Source organism: Noviluteimonas caseinilytica, assembly GCF_018406605.1.
GTDB lineage: Bacteria > Pseudomonadota > Gammaproteobacteria > Xanthomonadales > Xanthomonadaceae > Noviluteimonas > Noviluteimonas caseinilytica.
Map to the genome: position 1 here is coordinate 1,370,575 of NZ_AP024545.1, position 20,270 is coordinate 1,390,844.

A 20,270-nucleotide genomic window follows, 5' to 3' on the forward strand; every position below is an offset into this window, starting at 1 on the left:
GTCGGAAGGCTGCCTGTGGGGCGCGGTGGTCGCCCTTGCGTCGGGGGGCGTCCGCGAAGCAGACTGCCGGCCATCGATTCGGGGGTGCGGGCGGGGCTTGAAGCCGCCGCGGATAGCGCCCAAGTCTAGCAGCAGCCCGCGGCGCACCGAGCGCCAGGCTGCCTTCCCACGCCCAAGCAGTTCCGAGGACGCACATGAACGACAACGTCATCCACGCCACCGACGCCGATTTCGACGCCCAGGTCCTCACTGCCCAGGGCCCGGTGCTGGTGGATTTCTGGGCGACGTGGTGCGGTCCCTGCAAGATGATCGCCCCGGCGCTCGACGAGCTGGCCTCCACCTATGCCGGCCGCGCCAAGGTCGTGAAGGTCGACATCGACCAGAACCGCAACATCGCGATGAAGTACCACGTGCGCTCCATCCCGACCCTGCTGCTCTTCAAGAACGGCCAGGTCCAGGCCACCCAGATCGGCGCGGTGGGCAAGGCCCAGCTGGCGCAGATGCTGGACAAGGCGCTCTGAGATGACCCCCGGCCGTGCCTTCGCGCGGCCGACACTTGCTGAATTCCACACTTGCCATCAGCGGGGCACGCTTGCCGCCGCGTCGGGCCAGTGCTAGTTTCGCTGCACCCGGCGCAGGCGAAAGCGCGCCGCACCCTTCTGAAACCCTCTCCTGAAACCCCGCCCGCGCATCCGCGGGCGCTCGCCGCTTAGCGAGGATCCCTACTTGTCCGACCAGAATTCCGACTCCGGCGCCGTCGCCGAGAAGCGCGTGCGCAAGCCGCGTGCAGCCGCCGCCAGCACCGATGCGGCCGCGCCCGCCGCCAGCGCACCGCCGGCCGAAAGCGCGCCCGTCGCGCCGCCGCAGGCCCCGCAGGCGCCGCAGCAGCAACCGCAGGCGCCGCAGCAGCAACAGCCGCAGCAGCACCAGCAGCAGCGCCAGCAGCACCAGAACCAGAACCAGAACCAGCAGCAACACCAGAACCAGAACCAGAATCCCCAGCAGCAGGGCGGCGGCCAGCAGGCCGACGGCGGCGACCAGGGCGATGACGGCGGCGATGGCCAGGGCCGCTTCAACAACAACCGCCGCGACCGCTTCCGCAACCGCCGAGACCGCCAGCGCGAGCGTTACCGCGACGACGGCATGCCGCAGGACCAGGGCGCGAACGAACAGCAGCACTTCCCGCAGCGCCCGATGCCGAGCGTGCCGGAAGGCTTCCCGCAGTACTCCCTCAGCGACCTCAAGCGCATGCCTGCGCCGAAGCTGCTGGAGATCGCCGAACAGCTGAACATCTCCGAAGGCGTGGCCCGCGCCCGCAAGCAGGACGTGATCTTCGCGCTGCTGAAGGTGCTCACGCGCCACGGTGAAGGCGTCGCCGCAGACGGCGTGCTCGAAATCCTGCCGGACGGCTTCGGCTTCCTCCGCGCGGCCGAAGCCAGCTACCTGGCCGGCCCGGACGACACGTACATCTCGCCGAGCCAGATCCGCCGCTTCAACCTGCGCACGGGCGATCACCTGTCCGGCCGCATCCGCTTCCCGAAGGATGGCGAGCGCTACTTCGCGCTGTCGGTGGTCGACACGATCAACGGCGAGCCGCTGGAAGCCTCGAAGAACAAGGTGCTGTTCGAGAACCTCACCCCGCTGTTCCCGCGCCGCCGCTTCACGCTGGAGCGCGGCAACGGCAGCACCGAGGACATCTCGGGCCGCATCCTCGACCTGATGGCGCCGCAGGGCAAAGGCCAGCGCGCACTGATCGTTTCGCCGCCGAAGGCGGGCAAGACGATGATGCTGCAGCAGGTCGCCACCGCGATCACCACCAACCACCCGGACGTGCACCTGATCGTGCTGCTCATCGACGAGCGCCCGGAAGAAGTGACCGAAATGCAGCGCACCGTGCGCGGCGAGGTCATCTCCTCCACGTTCGACGAACCCGCCGCGCGCCACGTGCAGGTCGCCGAAATGGTGATCGAGCGCGCCAAGCGCCTGGTCGAGCACAAGAAGGATGTCGTCATCCTGCTCGACTCCATCACCCGCCTGGCCCGCGCGTACAACAACGTCGTCCCGAGCTCCGGCAAGGTGCTCACCGGCGGCGTGGACGCCAACGCGCTGCACCGCCCGAAGCGTTTCTTCGGCGCGGCGCGCAACGTGGAAGAAGGCGGCTCGCTGACCATCATCGCCACCGCGCTGGTCGAAACCGGCAGCAAGATGGACGAGGTGATCTACGAAGAGTTCAAGGGCACCGGCAACTCCGAAGTGCTCCTGAGCCGCCGCATCACCGAAAAGCGCGTCTACCCGGCGATCGACATCAACCGTTCGGGCACGCGCCGCGAAGACCTCCTCATCGAGCCGGAAATGCTCCAGAAGATCTGGATCCTCCGGAAGCTCCTGCACCCGATGGACGAGATCGCCGCGATGGAATTCCTGCTCGACAAGATGAAGAACACGAAGTCCAACGACGAGTTCTTCGGCTCGATGAAGCGCTGATATCGGCTTCCGGCAGGAAAAGAAAACGCCCCGCGATGCGGGGCGTTCTTGTTGGCGCGGGATGCAGGTGTCAGAGCGTGGCGCCCACGACTTTCGTCGCCAACCGCACATCGCTGTCCGCCATCGCCACCGGCATGCCGCCCTTGCTTTCCGGCAGCTCGATCAGCTTCGGTTGCTGGTCGGGCGTGAGCCACGGCACGGGCGTGGCATCGCCGAAGCGTTCGGCGATGGTCAGCGACGCGCCGCGCCCGAGCGCATTTCGATAATCGAGCGGCAGGTAGAACGTATCGTCACCGCGTTCGCCGGCGGCGACGTCCGCCGGGCGGAACTTCGAATGCTTGAGCGCGCGCTCCACTTCCACCGCGAAGTCTTCGCGCAGGTGCTTGGGTTCGCGACGACCGCCGCGGACCTGGAGCGACAACAACGCCGCCTCGACCACGTTGCCCTGCGGATCCACGCGCATCGCCGCGAGCACATCGAAGTTCATCCCGCTGCCCATCGCCGTCCTCGGCATCCCGGGCACCACGTACTTCAGCGGCTTGGCGCGCGAACTGACGAACACCACGCGCTGGATGCGCAGCGAATAACCTGCGCCGACCTTCGTCGCGGCCAGGTCCATCGTCAGGCCCGTCTTCGCCATGACCGGCTTGCCGTTGCGCACCACCGGTTCGAAGCGCCATTGCTTCACGGCCTTCTCCACCAGCGCCGCCACGCCCGGCGCCACGTCCTTGCCCACGTCGATCTCGCGCACGCTGCCGTCCTGCGCGATCACGATGTCGGCATCGACATCCACCGTCTTCACTTCCGGCTCGCGCGCCGAAACCAGCGACGCCATCAGCGCCATCGCGCACGCGAGCAACCCCATCATCCACGTCCGTCGCATCCTTGTGTTCCCCCGGCAGGCACCCCGCCCGCGCCCGGCGATGCTAGGGTCGCAGCGGGATTGCGCGCAACGGCTCAGCCATACGCGCGTGGCAGTATTCGGCACAGGTGACCGGAGGTAACCCCATGCACGGAAGTGGCGGGCTCGAACTGGCGTTGGTGTTCCTGCTGGCCGCGGTGATCGCGGTGCCGGTGTTCCGTCGTTTCGGGCTGGGTGCGGTGCTGGGCTATCTCGTGGTGGGCGTGATCCTCGGGCCGTATGGCGCGCGCGTGATCCGCGACGTTGCGCCCGTGCTGGCCGCCAGCGAAATCGGCGTGGTCATGCTGCTGTTCGTCATCGGCCTGGAGTTGTCGCCCACGCGCCTGAAGGTGATGCGCAAACCGGTGTTCGGCGCGGGCGGGTTGCAGATGCTCACGTGCGGCATCGCGCTGGCCTCGCTCGTGGTGTTTCGCAACATCAACCATGCCGGCGCGATCGTCGTCGGCATCGGGCTCGCGTTTTCGTCGACGGCCGTCGGCCTGCAACTGCTCGCCGAACGCAAGGCGCTCACCACCTCGTATGGCCGCCTCGCGTTCGCGATCCTGCTGTTCCAGGACCTCGCGGCCATCCCGTTGCTGGCGGCCATCCCGCTGCTCGGCGGCGCGCATGGCAACGGCGTGTCGTGGATGGCCATCGCCAAGGCCGTCGGCGCGATCGCCGGCGTCGTGATCGGCGGTCGCCTGTTGCTGCGGCAGATGTTCCGCGTGGTGGCGAAGACCAACATGCCCGAGGTGTTCACTGCCAGCGCGTTGCTCGTGGTGCTGGGCGCGGCGTGGCTGATGCAGATCGCGGGCCTGACGATGGGCCTCGGCGCATTCCTCGCCGGCGTGCTGCTCGCCGACTCGGAGTTCCGCCACGAACTGGAAGCGCAGATCAAACCGTTCGAAGGCCTGTTGCTCGGCCTGTTCTTCATTGCCATCGGCATGTCGATCGACGTGCTGGGCATCGCGCGCGATCCGGCGCTCGTCGTGTTCGGCGTGCTCGCCCTGATGTCGATCAAGTTCGCGCTGCTGTTCCTCATCGGCATCAAGCCCGGCGGGCTGGGCAAGCGCGAGGCGCTGCTGCTGGGCAGCGTGCTGGCGCTGGGCGGCGAGTTCGCATTCGTCGTGTTCGGCGATGCGATGCGCGCCGGGCTGATCAACGCGGTCGAACGCGCGCAGCTGGTGGCGATCGTCGGCTTGTCGATGGCGCTCACGCCGCCGCTGTACATCGGCCTGTCGCGCTGGCTCGCCGCGCAACCGGCGCCCGAGAAACCGTTCGACACGATCACGCCGGAAGCCGAGCCGAAGGTGTTGATCGCGGGCATGGGGCGCTTCGGCCAGGTTGTCGCACGCATGCTGGCGGCGCAGCGCATCCCGTTCATCGCGATCGAGCACAGCCAGGAGCAGGTGGAATTCCTGCGCCGCTTCGGCAGCAAGATCTACTACGGCGATCCGGCCAACGCCGACCTGCTGCGTTCGGCGGGCGCGTCGGACGTGCAGGTGTTCGTGATCGCGGTCGACGACGTCGAAACCAACCTGCGCACCGTGCGGGCGATCCGCCGCCAGTTCCCGGAAGCCACCGTGTTCGCGCGTGCGCGCAATCGCCGCCATGCATGGGAGTTGTTCGACCTCGGCGCGCAGGTGGTGCGCGAGACGTTCCACTCCAGCCTGGTGATGGGCCAGCACGTGTTGCAGGAACTGGGCCTGCCGCCGGACGTCGCCGCCGATCGCGTGCAGCAATTCCGCGAGCACGACGAAGCGCTGCTGCGCACGCAATACCTGGTCTACGACGACGAAGCCGCGCTCATCCAGACCTCGCAGCAGGCGCGCAAGGAACTCGAACAGCTCTTCGGCGCCGACCGTGGCGAAGGTGACCTCAAGGGCTTGTCGACGCCGCCGGCCGAACGCTCCGCGCGCGAATCAACGACGCAGACCGCGGCGGCGCGCCAGGAAGACGTCTAGTCCAGCGGTTTCAGCGCGGTTCGCGCAGGAACCGCGCCATCGACACGCCGCCCGGCGTGGCAGGCACGAACTCCGCGGCGACATCCACGAAGCCGCGCATCACCGCAATCTCGCGCGCGCTGCGGTTGAGGCCGTCGCGCAGGTCGGGATCCGCACCCGCGCGGATCAGGCGCTGCACGACCTGCAACAAGCCATGCAACGCCGCGAGGTGCAGCGGACCGAAGCCGCGCGGATCGCGTGCTTCGAGCGCGACGGTTTCGTCGAGCAGGCGTTCGAGGCCGGCGAGCACGACGTCTTCGTCGCATGCCGTGCCCGGCTCGGCGCGCGCACCGAGCAACAGCAGCAGCGGCGTGACGCCACCGGCCGCGGGCTGGTCGGCTTCCGCGCCCGCGAGCAGCAACGTATCGAGCAACGCGACGAGACGCGGGCGTTCGCGCGCGGTGAATCCGTAGAGCGCCGCGCAATGCAGCGGCGCCAGGCCTTGCGCATCGCTCGCATGCACGTCGGCGCCGGCGGTCAGCAAGCGCGCGACGAGATCCGGCAAACCAAGCGCGGCGGCGAGCATCAGCACCGTCACTTCACCCGGCAAACGTTGTTCGAGCGGCGCACCGGCGGCGAGCAGGCGTTCGACGATGTCGGCCTGGCGCATGCTCACGGCGGCCGATAACGGCGTCGCGCCGGAGCGCGCGGCGATGCGCGGATCCGCACCGCGATCGAGCAACAGGTCGACGACCGCACGATGCCCGCCACCGGCCGCACGCAACAACGCGGTGCAGCCTTGCGTATCCGTCGCATCGACGGGCAAGCCGAGATCGAGCAGGCGGCGCACCGCATCGGCCTCGCCGACGATCGCCGCGGACGGAAGATCGCCGGCCTGCAACGGACGCCCCGGCAACGGCCAGCCGCGCCAGTCGAGCCAATCGGCGAGATCGCGACGCCCCGACGACAACGCAACGCCGAGCGGCGTCTGGCCATCGGCCGCGCGCATGTCGGGATTCGCGCCCTGCGCGATCAGCGACTTCAACGCCGATTCGCGCCCGAGCGCCGCGGCGAGATGCAACGCCGTCATGCCGTGCGAATCGCGCGCATCGAGATCGACGCCGTGCGCGACGAGGCGTTCGACCACGCGCAACCAGCCCAGGCGCACGGCCAGCGCGAGCGGCGGATCGCCGGCGGGCGAGGGCGCATACGGATCGGCGCCGCGTTCGAGCAAATCCAGTGCGAGTTGTTCCAGGCCGCGACCCGCGTGGTCGCTGGCGACGCACCCGCCGAGGAACCGCGCCAGTCCGCCCGCACCCGCAGGCGACACCGCGCGACGCAACAACGCCTGCACCGCGCCTGCCGCGGCCGGGCCCTGCGCGAGCAACGCGAACATCGCGTTGTCCTCCAGGCCTTCGCGCACGTCGGGATCGGCGCCGTTGGCGAGCAGCCAGTCGATGCGCGCGCCGGGATTGGCCCCCGTCGCGGCTTCGCGCAACTGCACGCCGAGTTCGCGCGGCGACAGCAGCCCCGCGACCGTGTGCAGGTCGCCGAAGCGTCCTTCGCGCAACGCATCGCGCATCAACGTCACCGGTGCGCGATCGATGGCCGTTGCAGCACCACCATCGGCCACGGCCGCCGGCAGCGGATAGGCCGGATCCAGTGCGGAGACCAGCGACCAGCGCCCCGCGGCCGCCGCATGATCGGCTGCGCGCTTGCCTTCGTTGTCGCGGCGCATCGGATCCAGGCCGAGTTCCAGCAAACGCTGCACCAGCGCGGGCGTCGCGCCGTCCGCCGTGGCGGACAGGATCAGCGCATCGCGCCCGTCGTGGTCGGCATGCGCGAGTTGCGGGCGATGCAGCAGCAAGTGTTCGAGGACTTCCAGGTGCCCGCCGCGCGCGGCTTCGAGCCACGGCGTGCGGCCGTCGATGTCCTGCGCCTGCACGTCGGCGCCGGCGGCGACCAGCATGTCGACGATCTCGACATGCCCCGCGCGCGCGGCTTCGTGCAGGGCGCTGCGACTGCGTGCGTCGCGTGCGTCGGCCTTCGCCTTGTGCTTCAGCAGCAGCTGCACGCCGGCGACATCGTCTTCTTCCGTGCCGGCGGCGGCGAGCAGCACCGGCGTGGCGCCGGCGCGTTCGGGCTTGGCGCCGCGTTCGAGCAGGAAGCGCGCAAGGCGCCAGTTGCCGGCCGCGCACGCGATGCCGAGCGGCGTGAGGCCGTCGTGGTTGATCGCGTCGACTTCCGCCGCGGCATCGCGCAGGAGCGCGGCGACGCCGGGATCGGAACTGCGCGCGGCGTGGTGCAGCGGCGTGTTGCCGTCGGCATCGGCGACGCGCGGGTCGGCACCGTTGGCGAGCAGCGTCATCACCGCTTCCGGGCGGCCGTGCCAGCTGTCGCGCGTGGCGGCGAGCAGCGGCGCCATGCCGGCGTGCGCGGCATTCACGTCGACGCCGAGCTGGATGAGCATGCGCAGCAGGCGCAGGTCCGGGAGGATCGCGGCGAGCATCGGCAACGTGCGCTGGTCGCGTTCGTCGTCCGGCGGCAGCGCATGGCCGTTGGCGCCGGCATCGAGCAGCGCGAGGGCGCGATCCACGCGGCCACCGCGCGCGGCGGCGTACAGCGCGACGTCGAGGTCGTCGTGCAGCGCGATCGGTTCGAGCGGCGCATCGTCCGTGTCCGCGGCCGCGAGCAGTTGTTCGAAGGGCAGCGGCGACGCCGTCGCGATCACCTGCAGCACCCAGTGCAGCCCGAACCCGCCGAGCGCGAGCGCGATCGCCACCGGCCAGCGCATCGGCGCCGGCAACACGCCCGGCCAGGCGAGCGCGAGGATCGCGCCGAGGATCGCCGCCACGATCGCGGCGACGCCGAGCCCGCGCCACGCACCGATTTCCAGTTCGCCCAGGCTGCGCCACGCGTTGCCGATCGGGCCGCCTTCGCGTTCCAGCACGTGCCACACCGGCCAGGTGCGCCACAGCAGCAGCAGGCCGACGCCGGCGGCGAGGCTCAGGCCGATCGCGGCCGACAGGCTGCCGGTCTCGCGCAGCGCGGCCAGGGGCCAGACCACCAGGATCGCGGCGACGACGAGCCCGCCCGCCCACAAGCTGGCGAGGGCGCCCGCATCGCGCGGCCAGCGGGACGAGGTGCGCGTGCCGCGCCACCACGACACCGCCAGCGCATGGGCCGGCTGCGCCAGGGCGCCCGCGATCCCGGCGACGAGCGCGGCATCGAACCCGGTCGCCAGCGACAGGGCCACGCCCGCCAGGGCCGCGGCCGCGATGCGCAATGACCGGCGCGCGGGCTCAGCCATCGGTGCCCCAGTCTTCCGTCATCGGGTCCGCCATCGTGGGCGGGAACTGCACGTAGAAGCCGCGCGTGGCGAGGTTTTCGCGCACCACGGCGGGATCGGCCAGGGCCAGCTTGCGTTCCGGGGTCAGCGCCACCTCGAGCACGAAGCGCAACTCGCCCACCTGCGTGCGCAACGGCGTCGGCAGGCGGGCGAAGTCGTCGCGCGCAGCGAGGTACACGTAGGTGTCGGCCTGTCGGAGGCTCTTGTAGACGAAAGCGTGCATCGCGGGCCCGTCGAAAGTCGCGACGATTGTGTAGGAAACGACGTTGTGACGGAACCCGCAATTCCCGCATGCGTGAAGAACTTCCCCGATCGTGAGGGAGGCATCGCATCCGCCCGCCCCGAACCCGGCCGTGCCCCGCCGATGAATACGCCCGTGCGCGCGCAGTCCACGCACCCATCACCGCAACGGGGGCTAGGCTGGATCACGCGCGAATGCAGGTGAGTCGATGCAACGCACTCCGACCTCCGAACGCAAAAGCGCCAGTCGCTCCCTATGGATGGCGACGGCTGATCCGCCTGTTTTCGCGCCCCTATCCGCGGATGCGCATGCGCGCGTCTGCATCGTCGGCGCCGGCATCGCCGGCCTGACCACGGCGTACCGCCTGGCGCGCGCCGGCGCGGACGTGGTCGTGCTGGAAGAAGGCGACCTCCACGACGGCCAGACCGCGCGCACCACGGGCCACCTGTCCGACGCCCTCGACGATCGCTACTGCCGCCTCGAACACCTGCACGGCGAACAGGGCGCGCGCCTGGCCGCGCACAGCCACGGCGTGGCGATCGACATGATCGAACGCACCTGCATCGACGAACGCATCGTCTGCGGGTTCGCGCGGGTCGACGGGTACCTGGTGCGGGGGCATGACGATGCGCGCACCGCGCGGCTGCTGGACGACGAGTTCGCGGCCGCGCGCCGGGCCGGCATCGCGGTCGAACGCGTCGCGGCCCCGCCGGGGGCGATGGCGGCCTTCGGCGATGCGTTGCGATTCCCGCGGCAGGCGCGCTTCCACGCGCTCGATTACCTCGGCGGGCTCGCGCGGGCGTTCGTGCAACTCGGGGGTCGCCTGCACACGCACACCCGCGTCGATGCGGTGGACGGCGGTGCGAACGCCGGCGCCACCTGCGCCAACGGCGCGCGCGTGCAGGCCGAGGCGGTCGTCGTCGCGACCAACGTGCCCTTCAACGACCGCATCGCCATCCACGCGAAACAGGCCGCGTACCGCACGTACGTGATTGCGTTGCGGCTGGATCCGGGCGCGGTGCCCGACGCGCTGCTGTGGGACATGTGCGAGCCCTACCACTACGTCCGCATCGCCCATGCGCGGAACGGCACGTGGCTGGTCGTCGGCGGCGAAGACCGCAAGACCGGGCAGGACGACGCACCCGCCGTGCGCTACGAAGTCCTGGAATCCTGGGCGCGCCACCATTTCCCCGACGCGCTGGACGTGGGCTATCGCTGGTCGGGGCAGGTGATCGAACCGATCGATGGCCTCGCCTTCCTCGGCCACAACCCCGGCTTCGCCGACAACGTGTACATCGCCACCGGCGATTCCGGGAACGGCCTCACGCACGGCACGATCGCCGGCGCGCTGATCGCCGACCTGATCGTCGACGGCGATTCGCCGCTGCGCGCGCTGTATTCGCCGAGCCGCCTCAACCTGCGCGCCGCCGATGCCTTCGTGCGCGAAACGCTCAACTTCGTGCCGTACTACGCCGACTGGATGAGCGCCGGCGAGATCGAAGGCCTCGGCGCGTTGCCGGCGGGCGAGGGCGCCGTGTTGCGCTGCGGGTTGCAGAAGGTGGCCGCGTGGCGCGACGACGCGGGCGCGCTGCACCTGCATTCGGCGATGTGCCCGCACCTGGGCTGCGTGGTGCACTGGAACGGCGCCGAGCGCAGCTGGGATTGCCCCTGCCACGGCTCGCGATTCGATGCGGTCGACGGGCACCGGCTGAACGGGCCGGCCGTGCATGGGCTCGCACCGTTCCAGGGCCCGGCGCGCGAAGGGCAGGCGCATGCGCCGCCACGAGCCCGGATGTAGGGCGATTTCGCGCGAATCCGCATGACCTTTGACCTCGGCCCGCGCCCGTCCCGGCTGCTAGGCTGCGCGGCTTCCGTCCTGCCAGAACTCCCGATGCGCTTGCCCGCCGCCGCACCGTTGCTTCCGTTCGCCTGCCTCCTCGCCACCCTCGCGATGCCCGCCTTCGCGCAGGCGCCGCAGGCGCCGCAGGCCGCCACCGCCGATGCGCCGCTGACGCTCACGCAGGTGATGGCGGATCCGGACTGGATCGGCCCGCCGATCGAACAGGCGTGGTGGTCGTGGGACGGCCAGCGTGCGTATTCGCTGCGCAAGCGCGCCGGCGCCACGGTCCGCGATACCTACGTGCAGCCGATCGCCGGCGGCGTGGCCACCGTGCTCGACGGCCCGTCGCGCGCCGATGCCGACGCCGCGCAACCGGTGATCGACGCGACGCGCGCGCACATGGCGTTCGTGCGCAACGGCGACGTGTTCGTGCGCGACCTGCGCAGCGGCGCGCTCACGCAGGTCACGCGCAGCAACGACGACGAATCGCAGCCGCAATGGGGCAGCGACGGCAGCCTCGCGTTCCGCGTCTCCAACGACTGGTATCGCTGGACCGCGCGCGACGGCGTGCGCCAGGCCGCGGTCGTGCGTGCGGAAAAAGCACCGAACACCCCGCCGAAGGCCGACGACCTGCGCGACCGCCAGTTGCGCCTGATCGACACGCTGCGCAATGACCGCGCGCAGAAGGACGCCGCGCGCGAACAGAGCGACGCCTGGCGCAAGGCCGATCCGACGCGCGCACCCGCGCCGGCGTTCCTCGGCGACGACGTCGAGATCGCCGACAGCGCGCTGTCGCCCGACGGCCGCTGGCTGCTGGTCGTCACCACCGCGAAGGGCGCCGACACCGGCACCGCCGGCAAGATGCCGAAGTACGTGACCGAATCGGGGTACGAGGAATTCGAAGACGTGCGCACGCGCGTCGGCCACAACGCGCCGCTGCCGCAGCGGTTGTGGCTCGTCGACGTCAACGGCGCGAGCGTGCGCGAACTGAAGTTCGACGCGCTGCCCGGCATCGACGTCGATCCGCTCGCCGCGATGCGCAAGGCCGCGAAGAAGCCCGCGCTGAAGGGCGCGCGCGACGTGCAGGTGCTCACCTCCGGCGACAACAGCGGCCCGCCGTCGATCCGCTTCACGCCCGATGGCCGTCAGGCCGCGGTGATGGTCCGCGCGATCGACAACAAGGATCGCTGGATCGCCACCGTCGATTTCGCCAACGCGAAGCTGCAGTCGCGCCATCGCCTCACCGATCCGGCCTGGATCAACTGGGGCTTCAACGATTTCGGCTTCGCGCCCGATGGCGCGTTGTGGTTCCTCTCCGAGCAGGACGGCTATTCGCACCTGTACATCGCCGACGGCAACGGCGCGCCGCGCGCGCTGACGTCGGGCAACTGGGAAACCTCGCAGCCGGTGCTCACCGGCGACGGCAAGCGCTTCTTCTTCCTGTGCAACCGCGCGTGGCCGGGCGATTACGAAGTGTGCAGCGTCGATCGCAACGGCGGCGCGGTGCGCGAAGTGACGGCGCTGGATGGCGTCGAGGATTTCGTGCTCTCGCCCGACGAGGCGAAGGTGCTGGTGCGCCACTCCGGCAGCTACATCCCGCCGCAGGTCGCGGTGATCGGCGCCAACGGCGAAGGCCTGGCCGAACTCACCGACACGCGCACGCCGCAGTTCCGCGCGCGCACGTGGATCCAGCCGGAGTACGTGCAGATCCCGTCGAAGCACGGTGCGGGCACCATCTGGGGCAAGTACTACGGCCCGAAGCAGATGGAAGCCGGCCGCACGTACCCGATCGTGATGTTCGTGCACGGCGCCGGTTACCTGCAGAACGTCAGCACGCGCTATCCGAACTACTTCCGCGAGCAGATGTTCCATGACCTGCTCGTGCAGCGCGGCTACATCGTGCTCGACCTCGACTACCGCGCCTCCGAAGGCTACGGCCGCAAGTGGCGCACCGACATCTATCGCCGCATGGGCACGCCGGAGCTCGAGGATTACCTCGACGGCCTGGACTGGATCGTCGCCAACAAGCAGGGCGACCGCGCGCATGTCGGGATCTACGGCGGCAGCTACGGCGGCTTCATGACGTTCATGGCGCTGTTCAAGCAGCCCGGCGTGTTCAAGGCCGGCGCCGCGCTGCGCCCGGTGAGCGACTGGTCGCAGTACAACCACGAGTACACCGCCAACATCCTCAACACGCCGGAACTCGACCCGGAGGCCTACAAGGTCTCCTCGCCGATCGAATACGCCGCCGGCCTGCAGGATTCGCTGCTCATCGCCCACGGCATGATCGACGACAACGTGTTCTTCAAGGACTCGGTGATGATGACGCAGAAGCTCATCGAGCTCCGCAAGGACAAGTGGGAACTGGCGCCGTATCCGCTGGAACGCCACGGCTTCACGCACCCCGACAGCTGGTACGACGAGTACCGCCGGATCCTGGAATTGTTCGATCGCACCCTGAAGTGACGCGGCCACAACATCCGCCGGTCTAGGCTCCCCCGGGATTCCCGCGGGAGCCGCGCCATGCACAACAAGCACAGCCACCGGATCGTCGAGAAAACCGCCGAGAACCGCTTCCTGCAACACCAGCCCGTCGACGCCGACGAGGCGCGCAGCCACCACGTGGCCGAGGACGAGGCGCCGCCGGTCCCGGCCGCGGCAGAGTTGACCGACGCCGATCGCAAGGATGCCAACGCATGAGCTCCCTGCGCGCCTTGCTGCTGGACTGCGGCACCGCCTTGCGCCGCGCCGTGCCGGATTTCGAATCGAGCCCGCTCCGCGCGCGCATCGAGGACGCGATCCTGGGGCTGTCGAACACGGAGGAATCGCCGGAGGCGCAGCTGCGCGTGCGCCGCGAACGCGACGAACTGCGCCAGGCCCTCGCCGACGCCGTCCCAGGCGTCAACGACAACATCCCCGCCGCCGAAGCCGCGCGCCTGCGCATGCGGATGCTGATCGAAGCCGGCGCACGCATCCGCGCGCTGCCGACGCCGGTGCACCAGACGCCCGCCGAACCCGTCGACGTGCAGCCCACGCGCGAAACGCTGCAGGACGTGGCCGCGGGCAGCCGCACGCTGACGCGCGAAGAACGCGAGTGGTGCCTGAGCGAAGCGATGGTGCTCAGCGGCTTCCGCAAGACGCCGGTGCAGCTGATCGAAAGCGGCGAACCGGAACTGGCGAAGATGATCCTCGCCGGTTCGCCGTTGACCTAGGGCGGGCTCAGCCGCAGGCCACCGACTCGACGACGTTCTTCGCGTCGACGCGCAGGTTCAGGCGATCGAAGCGGTATTCCATCGTCACCGCCTGGTTGGGCTTGAGCGTGCGCGCGACCGTCGCGCCCGCATCCGTCCGCGCCTTTTCGACCACGGCATCCGAGGCCACCTGACCCACCGCGGACTGCGCGGCGTCGGCGTTGCACTGCTGCGCCGGCGTTGCGGGGGCAGCGGTGCCTGCATCGGCGGCGGGCGCGGGCGCCATCGTGCCGGACGATGCGACGGCGTCATCGCCGTGCGGCGTGGACGTGCAGGCGGACAACGCGAACACCGTGAAGGCGACGCAGGCGATGCGGGTCGAGGGGGCCATGGCGGACTCCATGTCGGGGGAGGCCGCACCCTACGCCCGCGCCGCGTGAAGCTTCAAGCCGCACTGAATGCGACCGCGGCCCGCGCGACCATGCCGAATGGCAGGGGTTGCGCGGGGGCTCCATGACAGACGATCGGCGTTTCGCCTTTCGACACCTCCTGGGGGATCCGCAATGCCACGTCCGACCGTGCTCGCTCTTTCGCTGCTGCTGGCGCTGCCCGCGCTCGCCGCCGCGCCCGCCGCCTTCGCGCAGACCTCGCCGCAGGCGCCGGTGTATGCCGCGAGCAAGACGCCGTATCCCGGCACGATCGCCATCGACGTGGACGCGACCAACCTGTCGCAGCGCATCTTCCAGGTGAAGCAGAAGATCCCGGTGCAGCAGACCGGGCCGATGACGCTGCTGTTGCCGAAATGGCTGCCGGGCAGCCACGCCGATTACGGCCGCGTCGACAAGATCGCGGGCCTGGAGATCTCCGCCAACGGCAAGCGCCTGGAATGGGTGCGCGATCCGCTCGACGTGTTCGCGTTCAAGGTGGACGTGCCGGCCGGCGCCACGCAGCTCGACGTCGCGTTCCAGTTCCTCTCGCCCACCGACAACATGCAGGGCCGCGTCGTCATGACGCCGGCGATGCTCAACCTGCAGTGGATCGCGATGTCGCTGTATCCCGCCGGCTACGACGCCAGCGCGATCACCTTCGCGCCCACCGTGAAGTACCCGGCCGGCTGGCAGGCCGCCACCGCGCTCGAAACGCAGGCGCGCGCCGGCGACACGGTGACGTACAAGCCGGTGAACTTCGAAGTGCTCGCCGACTCGCCGATCTACGCGGGCAAGTACTTCAAGACCTACGACCTCGACCCCAACGGCCCGGTGCCGGTGCGCCTGAACGTCGTCGCCGACGACGCGAAGTACCTCGAAGCCAAGCCCGACCACCTGCAGGCGCACCGCAACCTCGTGCAGCAGATGTACAAGCTGTACGGCGCGCACCATTACGACCACTACGACTTCCTGTTCTCGCTCAGCTCGCAGATGTCCGGCAACGGCCTGGAGCACCAGCGTTCCAGCGAGAACGGCGTGGGCCCGAAGTACTTCACCTCGTGGGATCCCAAGACCGGCAGCAGCGACCTGCTCGCGCACGAGTTCAACCATTCGTGGGACGGCAAGTACCGCCGCGGCGCGGACCTTGCCACGCCGAACTTCAACACGCCGATGCAGGGCAGCCTGCTGTGGGTGTACGAAGGCCAGACGCAGTACTGGGGCAACGTGATCACCGCGCGCGCGGGCCTGCGCACCTTCGACACCGCGAAGGACGCGCTGGCGCTGGTCGCGGCCAACTACGCCGACAACCGCCCGGGCCTGGAATGGCGCGCGCTGCAGGACACCACCAACGATCCGATCGTCGCCAAGCGCCTGCCGAAGGCGTATCGCAGCTGGCAGCTGAGCGAGGACTACTACTCCGGCGGCCAGATGATCTGGCTGGAAACCGACGCCCTGCTGCGCCAGAAGAGCGGCGGCAAGCATTCGCTGGACGACTTCGCGAAGAAGTTCTTCGGCATCAACAACGGCGACTGGAAGGTGAACCCATACACCTTCGACGACGTGGTGGCCACGCTCAATTCGATCGAGCCCTACGACTGGAACACGTTCCTGCGCGATCGCCTCGACGGCCGCAAGCCGCTCACCGGCGGCATCGAGGCCTCGGGCTGGAAGCTGGTCTACAAGGACAAGCCCAATGCGTACGCCAAGGCCGCGCAGGCCGAGTACGGCGGCGGTGCGGACTTCCTGTATTCGCTGGGCCTGAGCGTGGGCAAGGACAGCACCGTGTCCGACGTGCGCTGGGACAGCCCGGCGTTCAAGGCCGGCATCGGCCCGGGCATGACCATCGTGGCGGTCAACGATCGCGCGTACAGCGGCGAGATCCTGGAAGACGCGGTCAAGGCCGCGAAGGACAGCAAGCAGCCGATCACGCTGCTGGTGAAGGAGTTCGACCTGTTCCGCACGATCAAGCTGTCGTACTTCGACGGCCTGAAGTACCCGCACCTGGAGCGGATCGAAGGCAAGCCGGACCTGCTGACGCCGATCTACGCGCCGAAGAAGTAAGCAGGGGGGACCGGGGACTGGGGACCAGGGACCGGGGAAAAGCAAAGAAAAAGCCGCGCCTATCAAGCGCGGCTTTTTTGCTTTTGCAGTGACTGGTCCCTGGTCCCCGGTCCCTGGTCCCTTGATCAGGCGGCCCGTTGCACCGGCGCCCCCGGCGCCTTCCACTTCGCCAGCAACTCGGCTTCGCGTTCCTTCGCCGAGTGCAGGTGCGCATCCTTGACGTGGCCGTAGCCGCGGATGTGTTCCGGGATCGAGGCGATCTCCGTCGCCAGCGCGACGTTGCCGCCGTCGAGCGATGCGAGCAGCGACGACACGGTCGAGAAGTATTCCTCGATCAGGCGACGCTCCATCTTGCGTTCCTCGGTGTAACCGAACACGTCGAACGCACCGCCGCGCAGGAAGCGCAGCTTCGCCATCCACTTGAACGCGGTGAACACCCACGGGCCGTACTCGCCCTTGATCAGGCGGCCTTCGCTGTCCTTCTTCGCCAGCAGCGGCGGGGCGAGGTGGAACTTGAGCTTGTAGTCGCCTTCGAACTGCTGCTGCAGCTTCCGCTGGAAATCGCCGCTGGTGTACAGGCGCGCGACTTCGTATTCGTCCTTGTAGGCCATCAGCTTGAACGCGTAACGCGCGACGGCCTCGGAGAGATCGGTGCTGCCCGGCGCGCGCTGCTGTTCGGCGGCGCGGACCTGCGCGACGAAGTCCGAATACTTCTTCGCGTACCCGGCGTTCTGGTACTCCGTGAGGAACGCGACGCGGCGCGACACCACTTCATCCAGCGAACGCGACAGGCGCGCATCGTCGAGCGGGAGGAACGCGACCTCGGCACCGTGCGCGGGCACGTGGCGCAGTTCGTCTTCCTTCGCGAGCGGCTTCGGCGCGACGTTGGCGCCCCACTCGTGGCCTTCCCATTCGCCCGGCGAGAGCACCGGCAGGTCGTGCAGCGTGTCCTGCGACGGAACGCTGCGCGACAGGCCCGCGGCTTCGAGCACGGCCGGCAAATCCGTCGCGGCCAGGCGGCCCCACGCGAACGCGGTCTTGTTCATCTCGATCGCCGCGCCGTTGAGTTCCACCGCGCGCATCAGCGCATCGAACGACACCGGCACCAGCGCACGCTGCCAGGCATAGCCGAGGATGAAGAGGTTGGTGGCGATCGCGTCGCCCATCAGCGCCGTCGCCAGCTGCGTGGCATCGACGATGAAGGGATCGGTGCCGCCGAGCGCGAGCTTGATCGCGCCGACGATGTCCTGCGCCGGGAACTGCATGTCCGGCCGCGTGGTGAACGTGCCCGGCATCGCTTCGTAGCTGTTGAGCACGACCTGCGTGCGGCCGCTGCGGATCTTCGACAACGGCCAGTAGTCGTTGACCACCACCATGTCGCAGCCGAGCACGAGGTCGGCCTCGCCCGCGGCGATGCGCACGGCGTGGATGTCTTCGGGCTTGTTGGCGATGCGGATGTGCGTGGTGACCGCGCCGCCCTTCTGTGCCAGGCCCGTCTGGTCGAGCACGCTCGCGCCCTTGCCCTCCAGGTGCCCGGCCATGCCGAGCAGCGCGCCGATCGTGACGACGCCCGTGCCGCCGACGCCGGTGATCAGGATGTTCCAGGGCTGGTCGAGCGACGGCAGCGTGGGCATCGGGATCGACTGCAAGCGGTCGGCCGCATTCGTGCCCTTCTTCTTGCGCAACGCACCGCCGTGCACCGTCACGAAACTCGGGCAGAAGCCGTTGACGCAGCTGTAGTCCTTGTTGCAGTTGCTCTGGTCGATCTCGCGCTTGCGGCCGAACTCGGTTTCCTTCGGCAGCACGGAAACGCAGAACGACTTCTTGCCGCAGTCGCCGCAACCTTCGCACACGAGCGAGTTGATCAGCACGCGCTTCTGCGGATCGACCATCTTGCCGCGCTTGCGGCGGCGGCGTTTTTCCGTCGCGCAGGTCTGGTCGAAGATCAGCACCGTGCAGCCGGGGATCTCGCGCAGGCGCTTCTGCACGTTGTCCAGTTCGCTGCGGTCGAGGAATTCCACGCCCGACGGGAAGATCGACGGATCGCTCCACTTGGCGATGTCGTCCGACAGCACGACGATCGTCTGCACGCCTTCGCTGCGCACCTGGTGCGCGATCTGCGGAACGCTCAGCGTGCCGTCGACCGGCTGGCCGCCCGTCATCGCGACCGCGTCGTTGTAGAGGATCTTGTAGGTGATGTTGACGCCGGCGGCGATCGACTGGCGGATCGCGAGCGAGCCGGAGTGGAAGTACGTGCCGTCGCCGAGGTTCTGGAACACGTGCGGCGTGTCGGTGAAGCTGGCCTGGCCCGCCCACGTCACGCCTTCGCCGCCCATGTGCGTGAAGGTGTCGGTGCTGCGGTCCATCCACGTGACCATGTAATGGCAACCGATGCCGCCGAGCGCGCGCGAACCGGCCGGCACCACCGTGGAGGTGTTGTGCGGGCAGCCCGAGCAGTAATGCGGCACGCGCGGGAACGCGGCGCGGGGCAGGGCGAGTTCGGATTCCTTCGCTTCCATCCAGCGCAGCACGTCGCGGACGTGTTCGCTGTCGTGGAATTTCTGGATGCGCCGCGCGATGACGCTGGCGATCTTCGCCGGCGTGAGTTCGCCGGTGGACGGCAGGATCCATTCGCCGGCTTCGTCGTACTTGCCGACGATGGACGGGCGCTCGCCGGTCCAGTTGTACATCGATTCCTTCATCTGGCTTTCGATGAAGGCGTGCTTTTCCTCGACCACCAGGATGTCGGACAGGCCGCGCGCGAATTGGCGCAGGCCCACCGGTTCCAGCGGCCAGGTCATCGCGACCTTGTACACGCGGATGCCGAGGTCGGCGCAGGCGCGCGCGTCGAGGTCGAGGTATTCCAGCGCCTGCAGCACGTCGAGGTAGGACTTGCCTGTGGTGATGATGCCCAGGCGCGCGTTCGGCGAATCGATGACGATGCGATCCAGCTGGTTGGCGCGCGCGAACGCCTGCGCGGCCTTCACCGCGTACTGGTGCAGGCGCATCTCCTGGTCCATCGGCGGATCGGGCCAGCGGATGTTGAGGCCGCCGCGCGGGAGCTCGAAGTCTTCCGGCAGCACGATCTTCAGCGCGAGCGGATCGACGTCGACCGACGCGGAGGACTCCACCGTTTCGGCGATCGTCTTGAAGCCCACCCAGCGCCCGGTGAAGCGCGACATCGCCCAGCCCATCAGGCCGAGGTCAAGGATGTCCTGCACGCCGGCCGGGTTGAGCACCGGCATCATCGCGCTGACGAATTCATGTTCGGAGCCGTGCGGCAGCGTCGAGCTGCGGCAGGCGTGGTCGTCGGCCGCGAGCGCGAGCACGCCGCCCTTCGGCGCGGTGCCCGCGGCGTTCGCGTGCTTGAACACGTCGCCGGTGCGGTCCACGCCCGGACCCTTGCCGTACCACATGCCGAACACGCCCTCGACCTTCGCGCCCGGGAACAGGTTGGTCTGCTGCGTGCCCCACACCATCGTCGCGCCGAGGTCCTCGTTGAGGCCCGGCGTGAACTTCACGCGCGCCGCTTCGAGGTGCTTCTTCGCGCGCCACAGTTCCAGGTCGAAGCCGCCGAGCGGCGAACCGCGGTAGCCGCTGACGAAGCCCGCGGTGTCCAGGCCCGCGGCCTGGTCGCGCAGCTTCTGCATAAGCGGCAGGCGCACCAGCGCCTGGACGCCCGACAGGTAGATGCGGCCGGACTGGCGCGTGTACTTGTGATCGAGGGTGTAATCGCCGTCGACCGCCGACTTCGTGAGCTCGGTATTGGCGGACGCGGGGGATGAAAGCTCAGCAGTGCTGGTCATGAGGCGCGACCGAAAGTCGTGAAAAA

Annotated in this window: 13 protein-coding genes; 8 read left to right on the forward strand and 5 right to left on the reverse strand. The window is 69.1% G+C overall.

Annotated elements, in window-relative coordinates; genetic code table 11:
* Positions 1 to 194: 194 nt before the first annotated feature.
* Positions 195 to 521 carry a thioredoxin TrxA gene (gene trxA, locus LYSCAS_RS06715; RefSeq protein WP_213436963.1) on the forward strand — a complete coding sequence of 109 codons (327 nt, stop codon included), beginning with the start codon at positions 195 to 197 and terminating at the stop codon, positions 519 to 521.
* Positions 522 to 690: 169 nt separating this feature from the next.
* On the forward strand, positions 691 to 2,484 hold the full coding sequence (rho, locus tag LYSCAS_RS06720; RefSeq protein WP_407075177.1) for a transcription termination factor Rho: 1,794 nt from the start codon (positions 691 to 693) through the stop codon (positions 2,482 to 2,484).
* A 70-nt stretch (positions 2,485 to 2,554) separates the two neighbouring features.
* On the opposite strand, the gene LYSCAS_RS06725 is transcribed toward rho, so the two are convergent.
* Positions 2,555 to 3,367: an energy transducer TonB gene (locus tag LYSCAS_RS06725; RefSeq protein ID WP_213436966.1), complete on the reverse strand. Its 813-nt coding sequence runs from the start codon at positions 3,365 to 3,367 to the stop codon at positions 2,555 to 2,557.
* Between the two features lie 125 nt (positions 3,368 to 3,492).
* Between LYSCAS_RS06725 and LYSCAS_RS06730 the strand changes: the two genes are divergently transcribed.
* Positions 3,493 to 5,349 (forward strand): monovalent cation:proton antiporter-2 (CPA2) family protein, encoded by a 1,857-nt coding sequence (locus LYSCAS_RS06730; RefSeq protein WP_213436968.1) that lies wholly within the window; start codon positions 3,493 to 3,495, stop codon positions 5,347 to 5,349.
* Positions 5,350 to 5,359: 10 nt separating this feature from the next.
* Here LYSCAS_RS06730 and LYSCAS_RS06735 read toward each other — a convergent pair whose 3' ends face one another.
* Complete coding sequence (locus LYSCAS_RS06735) at positions 5,360 to 8,638, reverse strand: ankyrin repeat domain-containing protein (protein WP_213436970.1); 3,279 nt, start codon at positions 8,636 to 8,638, stop codon at positions 5,360 to 5,362.
* Complete coding sequence (locus LYSCAS_RS06740) at positions 8,631 to 8,900, reverse strand: YcgL domain-containing protein (protein ID WP_213436972.1); 270 nt, start codon at positions 8,898 to 8,900, stop codon at positions 8,631 to 8,633. Before LYSCAS_RS06740 ends, LYSCAS_RS06735 begins: the two co-directional genes overlap by 8 nt.
* A 277-nt stretch (positions 8,901 to 9,177) precedes the next feature.
* Here LYSCAS_RS06740 and LYSCAS_RS06745 point away from each other — a divergent pair, with 277 nt between their 5' ends.
* From LYSCAS_RS06745 to LYSCAS_RS06760, 4 genes are all read left to right on the forward strand, one after another.
* Positions 9,178 to 10,716 carry an FAD-dependent oxidoreductase gene (locus LYSCAS_RS06745; RefSeq protein ID WP_213436974.1) on the forward strand — a complete coding sequence of 513 codons (1,539 nt, stop codon included), beginning with the start codon at positions 9,178 to 9,180 and terminating at the stop codon, positions 10,714 to 10,716.
* A 93-nt stretch (positions 10,717 to 10,809) separates the two neighbouring features.
* The gene (locus LYSCAS_RS06750) at positions 10,810 to 13,224 is read left to right on the forward strand and encodes a S9 family peptidase (protein ID WP_213436975.1); all 2,415 of its coding nucleotides are present in this window, start codon (positions 10,810 to 10,812) and stop codon (positions 13,222 to 13,224) included.
* Positions 13,225 to 13,281: 57 nt separating this feature from the next.
* A complete protein-coding gene (locus LYSCAS_RS06755) occupies positions 13,282 to 13,458 on the forward strand; it encodes a hypothetical protein (RefSeq protein WP_213436977.1) in 177 nt (58 codons plus the stop codon).
* Entirely contained in the window at positions 13,455 to 13,970 is a 516-nt protein-coding gene (locus tag LYSCAS_RS06760; RefSeq protein ID WP_213436979.1) for a hypothetical protein, read from the forward strand. The genes LYSCAS_RS06755 and LYSCAS_RS06760 overlap by 4 nt, the downstream gene beginning before the upstream one ends.
* 7 nt (positions 13,971 to 13,977) lie before the next feature.
* Here LYSCAS_RS06760 and LYSCAS_RS16100 read toward each other — a convergent pair whose 3' ends face one another.
* A complete protein-coding gene (locus LYSCAS_RS16100; protein WP_341868571.1) occupies positions 13,978 to 14,340 on the reverse strand; it encodes an I78 family peptidase inhibitor in 363 nt (120 codons plus the stop codon).
* 172 nt (positions 14,341 to 14,512) lie between these two features.
* Here LYSCAS_RS16100 and LYSCAS_RS06770 point away from each other — a divergent pair, with 172 nt between their 5' ends.
* Complete coding sequence (locus tag LYSCAS_RS06770) at positions 14,513 to 16,438, forward strand: M61 family metallopeptidase (RefSeq protein ID WP_213436983.1); 1,926 nt, start codon at positions 14,513 to 14,515, stop codon at positions 16,436 to 16,438.
* Between the two features lie 125 nt (positions 16,439 to 16,563).
* On the opposite strand, the gene LYSCAS_RS06775 is transcribed toward LYSCAS_RS06770, so the two are convergent.
* Positions 16,564 to 20,244 (reverse strand): indolepyruvate ferredoxin oxidoreductase family protein, encoded by a 3,681-nt coding sequence (locus LYSCAS_RS06775; protein WP_213436985.1) that lies wholly within the window; start codon positions 20,242 to 20,244, stop codon positions 16,564 to 16,566.
* Positions 20,245 to 20,270 lie beyond the last annotated feature (26 nt).